At 66.6% G+C, this 14,502-nt stretch carries 13 protein-coding genes; 8 read left to right on the top strand and 5 right to left on the bottom strand.

All coding sequences use genetic code 11. The features are described from left to right. Positions 1 to 5 precede the first annotated feature (5 nt). Positions 6 to 1,511 (top strand): nucleobase:cation symporter-2 family protein, encoded by a 1,506-nt coding sequence (locus tag QE394_RS13100; protein WP_349034736.1) that lies wholly within the window; start codon positions 6 to 8, stop codon positions 1,509 to 1,511. An 80-nt stretch (positions 1,512 to 1,591) separates the two neighbouring features. Here the strand turns inward: QE394_RS13100 and QE394_RS13095 are convergent, their stop codons facing one another. After that, the gene (locus QE394_RS13095) at positions 1,592 to 2,347 is read right to left on the bottom strand and encodes an IclR family transcriptional regulator (RefSeq protein ID WP_349034735.1); all 756 of its coding nucleotides are present in this window, start codon (positions 2,345 to 2,347) and stop codon (positions 1,592 to 1,594) included. A gap of 243 nt (positions 2,348 to 2,590) precedes the next feature. On the opposite strand from QE394_RS13095, the gene QE394_RS13090 reads away from it, so the two are divergent. The 5 genes from QE394_RS13090 to QE394_RS13070 all read left to right on the top strand — a co-directional run bounded on the left by QE394_RS13090 (position 2,591) and on the right by QE394_RS13070 (position 9,029). Then, on the top strand, positions 2,591 to 4,036 hold the full coding sequence (locus QE394_RS13090) for an NAD-dependent malic enzyme (RefSeq protein ID WP_349034734.1): 1,446 nt from the start codon (positions 2,591 to 2,593) through the stop codon (positions 4,034 to 4,036). A 37-nt stretch (positions 4,037 to 4,073) separates the two neighbouring features. Continuing rightward, positions 4,074 to 5,672: a malate synthase A gene (gene aceB, locus QE394_RS13085; RefSeq protein WP_261620288.1), complete on the top strand. Its 1,599-nt coding sequence runs from the start codon at positions 4,074 to 4,076 to the stop codon at positions 5,670 to 5,672. Positions 5,673 to 5,675: 3 nt separating this feature from the next. Further along, positions 5,676 to 6,974 (top strand): aldolase, encoded by a 1,299-nt coding sequence (locus QE394_RS13080; RefSeq protein ID WP_349034733.1) that lies wholly within the window; start codon positions 5,676 to 5,678, stop codon positions 6,972 to 6,974. Then, the gene (locus QE394_RS13075; protein WP_056078127.1) at positions 6,967 to 7,779 is read left to right on the top strand and encodes a bifunctional allantoicase/(S)-ureidoglycine aminohydrolase; all 813 of its coding nucleotides are present in this window, start codon (positions 6,967 to 6,969) and stop codon (positions 7,777 to 7,779) included. Before QE394_RS13080 ends, QE394_RS13075 begins: the two co-directional genes overlap by 8 nt. Positions 7,780 to 7,871: 92 nt before the next feature. After that, positions 7,872 to 9,029 carry a serine hydrolase domain-containing protein gene (locus QE394_RS13070; RefSeq protein WP_349034732.1) on the top strand — a complete coding sequence of 386 codons (1,158 nt, stop codon included), beginning with the start codon at positions 7,872 to 7,874 and terminating at the stop codon, positions 9,027 to 9,029. A gap of 19 nt (positions 9,030 to 9,048) precedes the next feature. Here QE394_RS13070 and QE394_RS13065 read toward each other — a convergent pair whose 3' ends face one another. Next, complete coding sequence (locus QE394_RS13065) at positions 9,049 to 10,230, bottom strand: zinc-dependent alcohol dehydrogenase (protein ID WP_056078122.1); 1,182 nt, start codon at positions 10,228 to 10,230, stop codon at positions 9,049 to 9,051. A 256-nt stretch (positions 10,231 to 10,486) separates the two neighbouring features. Between QE394_RS13065 and QE394_RS13060 the strand changes: the two genes are divergently transcribed. Beyond that, on the top strand, positions 10,487 to 10,747 hold the full coding sequence (locus QE394_RS13060) for a hypothetical protein (RefSeq protein WP_261620285.1): 261 nt from the start codon (positions 10,487 to 10,489) through the stop codon (positions 10,745 to 10,747). Here the strand turns inward: QE394_RS13060 and QE394_RS13055 are convergent. From QE394_RS13055 to QE394_RS13045, 3 genes are all read right to left on the bottom strand, one after another. After that, entirely contained in the window at positions 10,744 to 11,451 is a 708-nt protein-coding gene (locus QE394_RS13055) for an HAD family hydrolase (RefSeq protein WP_056078116.1), read from the bottom strand. The genes QE394_RS13060 and QE394_RS13055 overlap by 4 nt on opposite strands. After that, positions 11,451 to 11,741, bottom strand: coding sequence for a hypothetical protein (locus QE394_RS13050; protein WP_056078112.1), 291 nt, complete (start codon positions 11,739 to 11,741; stop codon positions 11,451 to 11,453). Before QE394_RS13050 ends, QE394_RS13055 begins: the two co-directional genes overlap by 1 nt. A gap of 118 nt (positions 11,742 to 11,859) precedes the next feature. Then, positions 11,860 to 13,668: a glycoside hydrolase family 15 protein gene (locus QE394_RS13045; RefSeq protein ID WP_349034731.1), complete on the bottom strand. Its 1,809-nt coding sequence runs from the start codon at positions 13,666 to 13,668 to the stop codon at positions 11,860 to 11,862. Between the two features lie 70 nt (positions 13,669 to 13,738). Between QE394_RS13045 and QE394_RS13040 the strand changes: the two genes are divergently transcribed. Further along, complete coding sequence (locus QE394_RS13040) at positions 13,739 to 14,467, top strand: DUF72 domain-containing protein (protein WP_349034730.1); 729 nt, start codon at positions 13,739 to 13,741, stop codon at positions 14,465 to 14,467. Positions 14,468 to 14,502 lie beyond the last annotated feature (35 nt).

Genomic DNA, 14,502 nt, shown 5'->3' with positions numbered 1-14,502 from the left:
CTGCCATGAACACCAAGAAGAAACCGGCCGCCACAGCCGCCGGACACCGCACCCAGCCAGGCCGCCCGGAAGACCAGCGGCTCCCGCTGGGAAGCACATTCGCCTACGGCTTCCAGCACGTCCTCACCATGTACGGCGGCATCATCGCCCCTCCCCTGATCATCGGCGCCGCGGCCGGCATGTCCTCACAGGACATCGGCCTGCTCATCGCCGCCTGCCTTTTTGTCGGCGGCCTCGCCACCATCCTCCAGACCATCGGCGTCCCGTTTTTCGGATCCCAGCTCCCCCTCGTCCAGGGAGTATCCTTCGCCGGCGTCTCCACCATGGTGGCTATTGTCCACGGCGGGGGCGGCATCCAGGCCGTCTTCGGGTCGGTGATCGCGGCCTCGCTCATCGGCCTGCTGATCACCCCGCTGTTTTCGAAGATCATCCGGTTCTTCCCGCCCGTGGTGACCGGTACCGTGATCACCACCATCGGCCTGACCCTGATGCCGGTAGCCGCCAACTGGGCCATGGGCGGCAACAACAAGGCGGACAACTACGGCAGCATGGCCAACATCGGCCTCGCCGCCGCCACCATGGGCATCGTCCTGCTCCTGAGCAAGGTGGGCAGCGCGGCCATCTCCCGGCTTTCGATCCTCCTGGCCATGGTGCTCGGCACCGGCATCGCCTTCGCGTTCGGCATGGCGGACTTCTCCAAGGTGGGCCAGGGCGAGATCGTCGCCTTCCCCACCCCGTTCGCCTTCGGCCCGCCCACCTTCGAGATCGCGGCCATCATCTCGATGCTGATCGTCATCCTGGTCACCCTGACCGAAACATCAGCGGACATCATCGCCGTGGGTGAAATCGTGGGCACCAAGGTGGACTCCAAGCGGATCGGCAACGGCCTCCGCGCGGACATGCTCTCCAGCGCCATCTCCCCGCTGTTCAACTCCTTCACGCAGAGCGCCTTCGCCCAGAACGTGGGCCTGGTGGCCATCACCGGCGTGAAAAGCCGCTTCGTGGTCAGCGCCGGCGGCCTGATCCTGGTGATCCTCGGCCTGCTTCCGGTCCTGGGCCGGGTTGTCGCAGCCGTCCCCACGCCTGTCCTGGGCGGCGCCGGCGTGGTCCTCTTCGGCACCGTGGCCGCCAGCGGCATCCGCACGCTGTCCAAGGTGGAGTACAAGAACAACATGAACCTGATCGTGGTGGCAGCATCCATCGGGTTCGGCATGATCCCCATCGCCGCACCGGCGTTCTACGACCGGTTCCCGTCCTGGTTCAGCACCATCTTCCACTCCGGCATCAGCTCGGCAGCCGTCATGGCCATCCTGCTGAACCTGCTGTTCAACCACCTCAAGGCCGGCAACTCGGACAACCAGTCCGTATTCGTCGCCGGCACCGAACGCGTGGTGCAGGAACAGGACATCAAGTGCCTGGTGGACGGCGACCGCTTCGAAGGCGGCAAACTCCTCGACTGTGACGGCAAGGAAGTCCGCATCGAATCGGCCCAAAAGGCATCAGAGCATTAGCAAAGACGCAGCCAACGACGGCGGCCCGCACCTTTTCGCCAAAGGTGCGGGCCGCCGTCGTCACGTAGTTTTTGGGCGTGTCAGGTGCGGTTCAGCTCGCGGGAGATGGTCTCGGCCGCCTGGCGGAGCACCGGCACGGCTTTGTCGGCGAAGTGCTCGTCCACCCGCGATACCGGCCCGGAGACGGAGATCGCCGTGGGCGTGGGGACATTGGGGACGGCCATGGCGAAGCAGCGGACACCCAGTTCCTGCTCCTCTTCGTCGATGGAGTAGCCACGTTCCCGGATCAGCTTGAGGTCGGCCAGGAGTTCCTCGACGTCGCCGATGCTCTTCACGGTGGGCGTGGGCATTCCTGCACGGGCCACGATGCCGCGGACGGTCTCGTCGTCGAGCTGGGCCAGGATGGCCTTGCCGACGCCGGTGGCGTGGGTATGGGCCCGCCGGCCCACCTCGGTAAACATGCGCATCGAGTGCAGCGAAGGCACCTGGGCGACGTAGATGACCATGTCCGAATCCAGTACGGCCATGTTGGAGGTCTCGCCGAGCTGGTCCACGAGGGCTTTCAACTGGGGACGGGCCACCGCACCGAGCTGCTTGTTGGCGCCTTCGCCGAGCCGGATCAGCCGCGGGCCCAACGCGTAGCGGCGGTTGGGCAGCTGCCGGATGTAGCCCAGCGATACCAAGGTCCGCAGCAGGCGGTGGATGGTGGGCAGCGGCAGGTCGGTGGAGGAGGACAGCTCGCTCAGGGTGACGTCGCCGCCGGCATCGGTGATCAGCTCCAGCAATTCAAAGACGCGCTCTACCGACTGCACGCCACCGGACGCTTTTTCTGCCATTCCGTTGTCTCCTACGGCTCGGAATCCGACAACTCTTATCCACATCGTGAAAAGAGTGCTTAGAACACCCAACATACATCAAGCGCGGAGTTGCGGGCACGCGTCGGCACCCAGCTCTTCCAGTCGCATTCGGAGGGCTTGTATTTCCATCTTGTAGATAATAATATCCATAATACGAAAACATTCGTAGAAAACAGGCTTACCGGAACAGGCCGATGCACGGCCCCAACAGGAGGACATTCAATGGCGAACCCCAGCCCCGGAAACTCGATCACCCTGCGCGTCGAAGCGCCGTCCAGCTTCAGCGCCACGAGCGAGCTCGCCGCCGCAGTGGGGGCGGCAGGCGCCGCCATCACCGCCCTGGACGTCAGCGAGTCCCACCATGAGACCCTCGTTGTGGACGTCACCTGCAACACCACCGACGACGAACACGCCGCCCGCGTCAAGGACGCCCTGAACGCGCTCGACGGCGTCAGGGTCCAGCATGTCTCGGACCGCACCTTCCTGATGCACCTCGGCGGCAAGCTTGAGGTGGTCCCCAAGGTAGCCCTGCGCAACCGCGACGATCTCTCGCGTGCCTACACCCCCGGCGTCGCCCGCGTCTGCCTGGCCATTGCCGAAGACCCCGCCGCGGCCCGCAACCTGACGGTCAAGCGCAACACCATCGCCGTGCTCACCGACGGTTCCGCCGTCCTGGGCCTGGGCAACATCGGCCCAGCCGCTGCGCTCCCCGTCATGGAAGGCAAGGCAGCCCTGTTCAAGCAGTTCGCCAACGTGGACGCCTGGCCGGTCTGCCTGGACACCCAGGACACCGAAGAAATCATCATGATCGCCAAGGCCATGGCCCCGGTGTACGGCGGCATCAACCTCGAGGACATCGCCGCACCGCGCTGCTTCGAGATCGAGAAGCGCCTCCGCGAGGAACTGGACATTCCGGTGTTCCACGACGACCAGCACGGCACCGCCATCGTCACCCTCGCTGCCCTGGTCAACGCCCTGCGCGTGGTGGGCAAGACCCTCGGTGAGGTCCGCATTGTCGTCTCAGGCGTCGGCGCCGCGGGCTCAGCCATCATCCAGCTCCTCAAGGCCCAGGGCGCGGAGCACATCGTCGCCGCCGGCCGCTCGGGTGCCATCCACTCCGGCGAAACCTACAGCGACGAACACCGCAGCTGGATTGCCGCGAACACCAATGAGGAAGGCTTCTCCGGCACCCTTCACGAGGCCCTCGTCGGCGCGGACGTCTTCATCGGCGTCAGCGCCCCGCACGTCATCGGCGAAGAGCAGGTAGCGTCCATGGCCAAGGACGCGATCGTGTTCGCCATGGCCAACCCCACACCGGAAATCGACCCCGTCATCGCCGCAAAGCACGCGGCAGTCGTGGCCACGGGGCGCAGCGACTTCCCCAACCAGATCAACAACGTACTGGCCTTCCCCGGCTTCTTCCGCGGCCTGCTTGACGCGGGAGCCTCGGACATCACCCCCGAAATGCTGGTGGCCGCCGCGGAAGCCATCGCCAACCGGGTAGCTGACGATGAGCTCAATGCCAGCTACATTATCCCCAGCGTCTTCGATCCCCATGTGGCCGCCGATGTTGCCTCAGCCGTTGCCGCCGCAGCGCACGCCGCCAACGTGGCAACCGCCGCAGTCTCGGAACAGGCGGAACCGGAAGCCGCCCTGGCCAACGCCTGATTCAGCACAAGTCTTCAGCCTAAGGAAAGGACCAGAAATGGCCATCACTGTCACAGATCCCCTGCCGATCAACCGCGCGGAGGAGATCCTCACCCCCAAGGCGCTGGCGTTCGTGGAGGAACTGCACAACCGGTTCGCCGGCACCCGCAACGGCCTCCTCGCGGCCCGTTCCGCCAAGCGGCAGCGCGTGGCCGACACCGGCAAGCTGGACTTCCTGCCGGAGACGCAGGACGTGCGCGACGGCGACTGGAAGGTCGCTGCCGCCCCTGCGGCACTGCAGGACCGCCGCGTGGAGATGACAGGACCTGCCTCGCCGGCAAAGATGGCCATTAATGCGCTGAACTCGGGCGCCAAGGTGTGGCTGGCGGACCTTGAGGACGCCAGCACACCAACCTGGGGCAACGTCATCGACGCCATCCTGAACCTCCGCGATGCCGCCCAGGGCACGCTCAGCTTCACCTCGGAAGAGGGCAAGGAATACAAGCTCCGCACTGACGCGCCACTCGCCGTCGTGGTGGCCCGCCCGCGCGGCTGGCATATGCAGGAGAAGCACCTCCTCATCAACGGCGAACCCGCCGTAGGCGCACTGGTGGACTTCGGCCTGCACTTCTTCCACGTCGCCAAGCAGCTGGTGCTGAACGGGCAGGGCCCGTACTACTACCTGCCGAAGATGGAAAGCCACCTCGAGGCGCGGCTGTGGAACGACGTGTTCGTGTTCGCCCAGGACTTCCTCGGACTGCACCAGGGCACCATCCGCGCCACGGTGCTGATCGAGACCATCCCGGCCGCGTTCGAGATGGACGAGATCCTTTACGAGCTGCGGGACCACGCCTCGGGCCTGAATGCCGGCCGCTGGGACTACCTGTTCAGCATCATCAAGTACTTCCGCGACGCCGGCGAGGAGTTCGTCCTGCCGGACCGCGCCTCCGTGGCCATGACCGCGCCCTTCATGCGCGCCTACACCGAACTGCTGGTCAAGACCTGCCACCGCCGCGGTGCCTTCGCCATGGGCGGCATGGCCGCCGTCATCCCCAACCGCCGCCACCCGGAGGTCACCGCAGCAGCCTTCGAAAAGGTCCGGGCGGACAAGACCCGTGAAGCCAACGACGGGTTCGACGGCTCCTGGGTTGCGCACCCGGACCTGGTGTCCACCTGCCGCGAGGTGTTCGATTCCGTGCTCGGCGACAAGCCAAACCAGGTGGACCGGCAGCGCCCCGAAGTGTCAGTCACTGCAGCCGAGCTGCTGGACGTCTCCTCCGCCGGGGGCCAGGTCACCGAGGCCGGGCTGCGCCTGAACCTGTACGTTGCCGTGGCCTACACGGCCGTGTGGCTGTCCGGCAACGGCGCAGTGGCCATCCACAACCTCATGGAGGACGCCGCCACCGCTGAGATCTCCCGTTCGCAGGTCTGGCAGCAGATCCGCAACAAGTCCGTCCTCGCCGACACCGGCAACACCGTCACCAAGGACCTGGTGGAGCGGATCCTGGGCGAGGAAACCGAACGGCTCCGCACCGAAGTGGGCGACGAAGCGTTCCGCCGGTACTACCAGCCGGCCAGCGACCTGATCGCCGACATCTGCCTCTCGGACGGCTACACGGACTTCCTCACCACCCCCGCTTACGAACTGGTGGGCTGAGGCATGGCCGCAACACCCAAGCCCTCACTGTCGGCGGGAGACCTCGCGTCCATCGACGGGCAACTGGCCGCCACCGACCGGCTGCTCGAGCAGAACTACCCGGGCGACGACGGCTCCCGCCAGCCCGTGCACACGGTGTACGTCCCCGCAGACCGGTTCACGCCGTCGTTCGCTGCCCAGTGGGGCGCCGAGGCCAGGGCCACCGTGGAGGCGCACGGCGGCTACCACAGGCTGGGCCAGCTCCTGGGGCAGCAGCCCGGCCTGGCCGAGGCGGTCGCCGGACGCGTCGAAGCCAAGCTCGCCAGCGAACCCATCGAGGACCTGCGCCTGGACTTCGAAGACGGCTTCGGGGACAGGGGCGACGACGCCGAGGACGCCGCCGCTGTTGCCGCGGCTGCCGCGGTGGCCCAGGCCGTCGCGGCCGGGTCCGCTCCCCCGTTCATCGGCATCCGCTTCAAATGCTTCGAAGCGGCCACCCGGGCCCGCGGCCTGCGCACCCTGGACCTGTTCGTCTCCGGACTCGCTGCGGCCGGCGAGCTGCCCGAGGGACTGGTCCTGACCCTGCCCAAGGTCACCACCGTGGACCAGGTCCGGGCCATGGACTACGCAGTCTCCCGGCTGGAGGAAGTCCACTCGCTGCCCGCCGGGCGGCTGCGCTTCGAGGTCCAGGTGGAAACACCCCAGCTGATCCTGGGTCCGGACGGCACCTCGCCGGTGGCGCAGCTGGCGCATGCCGTGCCTGGCCGCATCAGCGGGCTGCACTACGGCACCTACGACTACTCCGCATCACTGCAGATCTCCGCCGAATACCAGTCCATGGAGCACCCCGTGGCCGACTTCGCCAAGGAAGTCATGCAGCTCGCAGTCGCCGGCACCGGCATCCGGCTCTCCGACGGGTCCACCAACATCATTCCGGTGGGCGACAACGTGGAGAACGCCTGGCGGCTGCACGGACGGCTGGTCCGCCGGTCCCTGGAACGCGGCTACTACCAGGGATGGGACCTGCACCCGGCCCAGCTGCCCAGCAGGTTCGCTGCCACCTACGCCTTCTACCGCGAAGGCCTCCCGGCTGCCGCAGCCCGCCTCCGCAACTACGTCGAACGCACCGAAGGCGGCGTCATGGACGAACCCGCCACCGCCCGCGCGCTGGCCGCGTTCGTCCTCCGCGGCGTCCAGTGCGGCGCAGTAGGTGCCGAAGAGGTCCAGGCGCTTGCCGGCGTCGGGATTCCCCAGCTCACCGCACTGGCGCACCCGCGGCTCGCCACTTCCACCACCACAGCAAAGGATCTCCTCCATGGGTAAGTACTACTCCCCCACCGGCGGGCTGCCCCCGCAGACGCACCTGACCACCGAACGGGCCATCGTCACCGAGGCCTACACCGTGATCCCCAAGGGCGTCATGACGGACATCGTCACGTCCAACCTGCCCGGTTTCTCGAACACCCGGTCCTGGATCATCGCCCGCCCCATCTCGGGCTTCGCCACCACGTTCTCCCAGCTGATCGTCGAGATCGGCCCCGGCGGCGGTGCACCCAAGGCCGAGTTCGAAGCCGGCGTCGAAGGCGTCGTCTTCGTGACCCGCGGGCAGGTCAACCTCACCCTCGACGGCGAACTCCACCAGCTCGAGGAAGGCGGCTACGCGTACCTTGCCGCCGGTGCGGAGTGGGGCCTGGAGAACGTTTCGGACGACGTCGTGTCCTTCCACTGGATCCGCAAAGCGTACGAACGGCTTGAAGGCTTCGAAGCCAAGTCCTTCGTCACCAACGAAAAGGACGTGGAGCCCACGTCGATGCCGGACACCAACGATGCCTGGAAGACCACCCGGTTCACCGACTCCAGCGACCTGGCCCACGACATGCAGGTGAACATCGTGACGTTCCAGCCCGGCGGCGTCATCCCCTTCCCCGAAACCCACGTCATGGAACACGGCCTGTACGTCCTGGAGGGCAAGGCCATGTACCTGCTCAACAACGACTGGGTGGAGGTGGAGGCGGGCGACTTCATGTGGCTGCGCGCCTTCTGCCCGCAGGCCTGCTACGCCGGCGGCCCCGGCGAATTCCGTTACCTGCTGTACAAGGACATGAACCGCCAGGTGCGCCTCACCTAAGCACCTACCCCCTCCCAACCCAGTAGCAGCACATGTCGTTTTGGGGCCCCAAAACGACATGTGCTGCTACTGGGTTGGGGGAAAATAGGTCCATGGGTGCGCGCCGGGGCGGCGGATGGATACGGGCGGCTGCTGCCCTGTGCACGGTCCTCCTGATCTCAGCTGCCGGCTGTACCGGCGAACCCCGCCCTCCGGACCCCACGCCGACGGACCCTGACAGGGCAGCCGCTTTCGCCCTCCTGGAAGCCTTCAGCGACCGTATGATCGGCGGGGGCGCACCCGCCGTCCTGATCGACGTCCGGTATGACGGCAAAGCCTGGGCGCACGCGGCCGGGGTGCGGAGCCTGGAAACCCGCGAACCCGCAGCGGCGTCCGACCCCGTCCGGGTTGGCGGCATCACCGAATCATTCGTGGCGGTTTCCGTGCTGAAGCTGGTGGCGGAAGGAAAGCTCGGACTCGACGATCCCGTGAGCCGCTACCTGCCGGAGTTCGGGAGCGTCCTGCATCCGCCCGGCCCGGTCAGTGTGCGCCAGCTTCTGACCCACGAGTCGGGGCTGCCCGACTTCACCGATCCACTCCTGGCATCCGGCCCCTGGGAAAAGGTCACGGTCCGGAAGATCAGCCTCGAGCAGCAGCTGGCCCTGGCGGCCACCGTGCCGTGGGAGCCGCGGCTGGCACGGATCTTCAACTATTCGCGGACCAACTATGCGGCGCTGGCCCTGATCGTCGAACGGCTCCGCGGCCAGGACATCGCACAGGTCCTGGCCACGGACATAGCCCGTCCGCTGGGCCTGGGCGCAACCCGGCTGGGCGGGCCGGCCCTTCCGGGCATGGTTCACGGCTACGTCATGGTGGGCGGCGCGCGCCTGGATGCCAGCTTGCCAGAATGGCAGGCGGAGGCTCCCTCTTCCGGAGCAGTTTCTACCCTGCCGGAGGTGAACCGTTTCTACGCCGCGCTCCTGAAGGGCGAACTGCTCCCGCCGGACAGCGTTACGGCCATGAAGGGCGGCTACCTGCAGTACTACGGTTTTGCGCTGCGCCGCTGGAACAACACCTGCAACAACCGCTTCTACTACGGCCTGCCTGGCGACACCGACGGTTACGGAACCATTGCCATGACCAGCGAGGACGGCAAGACCCAGCTGGCCATGGCGATGGCCTATCCGCCCGAGCCGCCTACCCTGGGGGTCAACCCGTTGATTTCCGAGCTGGCGGAGGTCTCCCAGGACGCGCTCAACCACCTGTGCTGAGCGGCATTCGTGATGCGGCTCAGGCTCCCGGGTTGAGGACTACCTTGATGCAGCCGTCTTCCTTCTTCTGGAACTTCTCGTAGAGTGCCGGTGCCCCGTCCAGGCCAGAGCGGTGGGTGACGAGGTCCATGACGCCCAGCGGATCGGCGTCGTCCTCCACCAGCGGGAGGATGTCATCCGTCCAACGCCGCACGTTGCACTGGCCCATCCGCACCTGGATCTGCTTGTCGAACATGGTCAGCAGCGGCATGGGGCTGGCCTGGCCGCCATAGACTCCGCTGAGCGAGAGCGTTCCCCCGCGCCGGACGGCGTCGATGGCTGTGTGCAGCGCGGCGAGGCGGTCAACACCGGCGGTCTCCATGGCCTTTTGTGCCAGCTTGTCCGGCAGCAGTCCCAGTGCCTGGTGCGCGAATCCGGCCACCGGGGAGCCATGGGCTTCCATGCCGACGGCGTCCACCACCGCGTCAGGGCCCCTACCGGCGGTCTTCTCCCGCAGTTCGTCACCGAGGGTTTTGGTGTAATCGAGCGTGTCCACGCCGTGCCGGGCCGCCATGGCGCGGCGTTCCGGGACGGGGTCCACGCCCACCACGTTGAAGCCGCGCTGGACGCCGATGCGGGCGGCGAATTGCCCCACTGGCCCGAGCCCCAGCACCGCAAGGGTGCCGCCTGGCTGCACGTCCGCGTACTCCACCGCCTGCCAGGCCGTGGGCAGGATGTCGGAAAGGAACAGGTACCGTTCGTCCGGCAGTTCGGTCCCCACCTTGACGGGTCCGTAATCCGCGTGCGGGACACGGAGGTACTCGGCCTGCCCGCCCGGCACTGAGCCGTACAGTTCGGAGTAGCCAAAGAGGGCTGCTCCCGAGCCTTTTTCCTTTACCTGGGTGGTTTCGCATTGGGACTGCAGCCCTTGCTTGCACATGTAGCAGGAGCCGCAGGAGATGTTGAACGGGATCACCACGCGGTCACCCTTGCGCAGGTTGGTGACGGCGCTTCCCACTTCTTCCACGATGCCCATCGGTTCGTGGCCGATCACGTCGCCCTTGTGCATGTAGGGCCCCAGGACCTCGTACAGGTGCAGGTCGGACCCGCAGATCGCCGTGGAGGTGATGCGCACGATCGCATCGGTAGGCTCCTGGATCACGGGATCGGGTACTTCTTCGACGCTGACTGATCGTTTTCCTTGCCAGGTCAGTGCTTTCACGGTGTTCTCCTTTTCCTCGCAGTCCGGGCCGTGCGCCCTTCATTCGACGCTACCGAATTTTCGGGCAAAAAGTAAGCATGCTGATGATCTTCTGGCATTTGGCACTTTTACGCCAGGCGGCCCGGGCGTCCACTGGGGGCACGATCGGATGAACCGGATACTCCGTGGTACTTGTCCCACCCGCCCCGGACTCCTAGCGTAGGAAGGGCCCGCCGGGTTTGCTTCACGAGGCCCATGCCAACGGAACGAGGACGTCATGACGCTGTACCAGCCCGAACCGGTTGAGATTTCCACCCGCATGCGGCCCGGCGAATGGACTGAAGCCAGCCTGGAGGACCTGGTGGCCAGCTACCGGGCCAGGATTGTTGACATGGGAGCCAGCCTGGCCGACGTCGTCACGGACGTCGAAAGGAACGATGACGGCTCCGTGAAGGTGGCCGTGTCCTGGGTCAAACCCGCCGACAATGGCACCGAGAAGGACGCGGCAGGCGGCTCTTCCATGAAAACCCCGGGCTAGCTGCCGCGGTTCAGCAACTTCCCGATGGCGCTGCCGGCCAGGTTCCGCAACAGGTCGGCAGGTCCCTCGTAGACGTCCACCGCGCCGGCCTCCCGGAGCACGTCGGCGCTGATTCCCCCGCAAGTGACCCCCACAGCCGGGATGCCGAGCGCGGCCGCGGCCTTCATGTCCCAGACTGCGTCTCCGACGAAGACAGCATCTGCCGGCTCTACGTCGATCGCTTCCAGGGCAGCAGCCAGGATGTCCGGGGCAGGCTTGCTCTCCTCGGCATCCTTGGAGCTGGTGGCGGCATCGATGAACGCGTCAGCGTCAAGGATTCCCTTCATGATCTGCAGGTCCTGCTCCCGGGCCGACGAGGCCAGGGCGACGGCGAGGCCACCGGCATGGCACCGGGCCAGCAGGTCCTTCGAACCATCAAACGCGCGCAGGGAAGGCCAGCGGGCGGCGTACAGTGCGCCATGGCTGGCCATGATGTCCTCATCGGCGCTGCGGTCCCGGCCCTCGGGCAGCAGGCTGTCCACAAGCCGGTCCCCGCCCATGCCCACGAGGTAGTGGATGGATGCCATCGGAACGTCATAGCCGTACTGGCGGAAGGCACCCCACCAGGAAACGGTGTGTAGGTACGACGAATCGATCAGCGTCCCGTCAACGTCAAAGAGAACCCCCCGGCGGCGTCCACCGGGGGGTGCGTCCTGCCGGCCCATCAGCCCACCGCGGCCCGCCTGGCCTCCGGGGCCTTCTTGTGCCGGGCAGCTTCTTCCTTGGGCGTTGCCACGGGCCGGACCCGTTCCCTGATCACCGTTCCGGCACCGTCCAGGCTTTTATCCCGAATAAGGCCTGTGCCTGCAATTTCACGGGCCATGGCCACTCCGGCCACGGCCGCCCGCTTCGTGGGAAAGGTCACCGAGATTGCCATCAGGTGGCCCGCCCCGTCCATCATCCTGACCCTGTAGCCACCATCAGGGGCATCAACGAGTTCAAAATACCCGGCCATGCGAATCACTCCTCCTCCGTCAGTCACGGCATTGTGCTTGTGGAGCACTCCATGAGGTGTTAGTAAGTCTACTTATCTATTCTGCGAAGGGAAAGTTCAGCCCTGTGCCGGCCCCGCCTCAGCGCCGCCCCGCCGATTCCGGCGGGATAGGGGTGTCACTCCGGCGAACGGTATCCTGATGCAGCTCCAAAGCGCTAGTCACAAGGGCAAAGTGGCTGAACGCCTGCGGGGTGTTGCCCAGTTGCCGGCCCGCGCGGACTGCCCACTCCTCGCTCAGGAGCCCCACGTCATTGCGCAGCTCCAGGAGGCGCTCGAACAGTTCGCGTGACTCCTCATGCCGTCCCGCGCCGAGCAGCGCCTCCACCAGCCAGAACGAGCAGGCGAGGAAGACGCCCTCGCTCCCCGGCAGGCCGTCGTCGCTCTTCTCCGGACGGTAGCGAAGCACGAACCCGTCCTCGGTCAGCTCGCGCTGGATCGCCTCGATGGTCCCGATGACGCGGGGATCATCCGGCGGCAGGAAGCCCACCCGCGGAATCAGCAGCAGGCTGGCATCAAGCTCTGGGCTGCCGTAGGACTGCACGAAAGTGTTGCGTCCGGCGTCGAACCCGTTGGCCATCACATCCCGGTGGATGGTGTCCCGCAGCGCCTCCCACCGCTCGACCGGCCCCGGCAGCCCGGACTCCCTGACGCCCTTGACCATCCGGTCGGCGGCAACCCACGCCATGACCTTCGAATGGGTGAAGTGCCTGCGGGGGCCGCGCATTTCCCACAACCCGTTGTCCGGCTGGTCCCAGATTGTTTCCAGGTGGGTCATCAGGGCGCACTGCAGGTCCCACGAATCGTCCGGATGCTTCAGCAGTGAATTACGGGTCAGCGCCAGGCAGTCCAGCACCTCGCCCCACACGTCCAGCTGGAGCTGCTCGGCCGCCGCGTTGCCGATCCGCACGGGCGCCGAATTCTCATATCCCCTGAGCCAGGGCAGCTCCAGCTCGGGCAGGCGCCGCTCGCCGTGTATGCCGTACATGATCTGCAGGTCGGCCGGGTCCCCGGCAACCGCCCGCAGCAGCCATTCCCGCCAGGCGGCCGCCTCGGCGGTGTAGCCGGCGGCCAGGAGCGCCTGCAGCGTCATGGTGGCGTCCCGCAGCCAGCAGTACCGGTAGTCCCAGTTGCGGGGACCACCGGGCTGTTCGGGCAGGGAGGTGGTCACGGCGGCCACGATGCCGCCGGTTGGTGCGTAGGTAAGCGCCTTGAGGGTCACCAGCGAGCGCACCACGGCGTCCTGGTATTCGCCCTGCACCGTGCACTGGGTGGTCCAGCCGCGCCAGAAGGCGAAGGTGGTGTCCAGGACCTTCTCCGCGTCCACCGAGTGGGGCCGGCCCACATGGCTGGGAGCCCACGTGAGGACGAACGGGATACGTTCCCCGGCGCTGACGGTGAAGTCGCCCACGGTGTGCATGTTCTCGCCGTGTACCTCCGCCGGCGTCACGAAGTAGGCAGCGTCCGGCCCCGCGATGGCGTGGAGGCCGTGCTTGTCCTTGCGTACCCATGGAACGATGTGGCCGTAGTCGAAGCGCAGGACCAGCTCGCAGCGCATCTTCACGGTGCCGCTGACGCCCTCGACGATCCGCACGATGTCCGCCACAGAATCACGCGGCGGCATGAAATCGATGACGCGCACCGTCCCGTCGGGGGTGTCCCATTCGGTTTCCAGGATCAGGCTGCCGTCCCGGTATCCCCGCCGGGTGCACGGTCCGCCGCTTTCGGGCGCCAGCAGCCAGCGGCCGGCGTCGGGCGTGTCCAGCAACGCGGTGAAGCAGGCCGGGGAGTCGAACCTGGGAAGGCACAACCAGTCGATGGAACCTTCTTTGCTGATCAGCGCCCCGGTCTGAAGGTCGCCTACCACCGCATAATCTTCGATTCGCGCCATGACCTTACCCTGCCACAAACGCGCTCCCTGTTCCGGGCACATTTGCGAAGTGCCGGTGTAGCCTGCAGTGGTGGCAGTCCATATCGGCACCTCCGGCTGGAGCTATGACCATTGGGAGAACGTCCTGTACCCGCCAGGCCTGCCGGCGAAGGACCGGCTGGGACACTATGTCGCGCAGTTCAGCACCGTGGAGCTGAACGCCAGCTTCTACCGCTGGCCCCGGGACACCACGTTTGCCGGCTGGAACCGCAGGCTGCCCCCGGGCTTCAGCATGTCCGTCAAGGCTCCGCGTGGCCTCACACACGCGCGGAAGCTGTACCAGCCCGAAGTCTGGGTGGACCGGATTGCCCGTTGCTGGCACGAACTCGGGGACAAACGGGCGGTGCTCCTGGTGCAGCTGCCGCCTCAACTGGAACGGGACGATGCCCGGCTGGACTACTTCCTGGCCGCGTTGCCGGAATGGATCCGGGTCACCGTGGAATTCCGCCATCCCACCTGGGACTGCCCGGAAGTCCTGGCGATCCTCGAGCGGCACGGCGCCGCCTACTGCATCATGAGCGGAGCCAATCTGCCGTGCCTGCTCCGGACCACGGCCCCGTTCACCTATGTCCGGCTGCACGGGCCTGACCACCAGCACCTCTACGCCGGCTCCTATTCGGACGATGACCTGCACTGGTGGGCGGACAGGATCCGCGGCTGGGCAGCGGAGGGGTTGGACGTGTACGCCTATTTCAATAACGACGGCGGCGGGCACGCGGTGCGCAACGCCCGGACCCTGCGCGCCATCCTGGGCGCCTGACGTCATACTGTGCTGCCGTCTCCCGCACGCCGCCA

Source organism: Pseudarthrobacter sp. SORGH_AS 212 (genome assembly GCF_030818145.1).
Lineage (GTDB): Bacteria > Actinomycetota > Actinomycetes > Actinomycetales > Micrococcaceae > Arthrobacter.
This window is presented reverse-complemented; position numbering and strand designations above follow the sequence as displayed.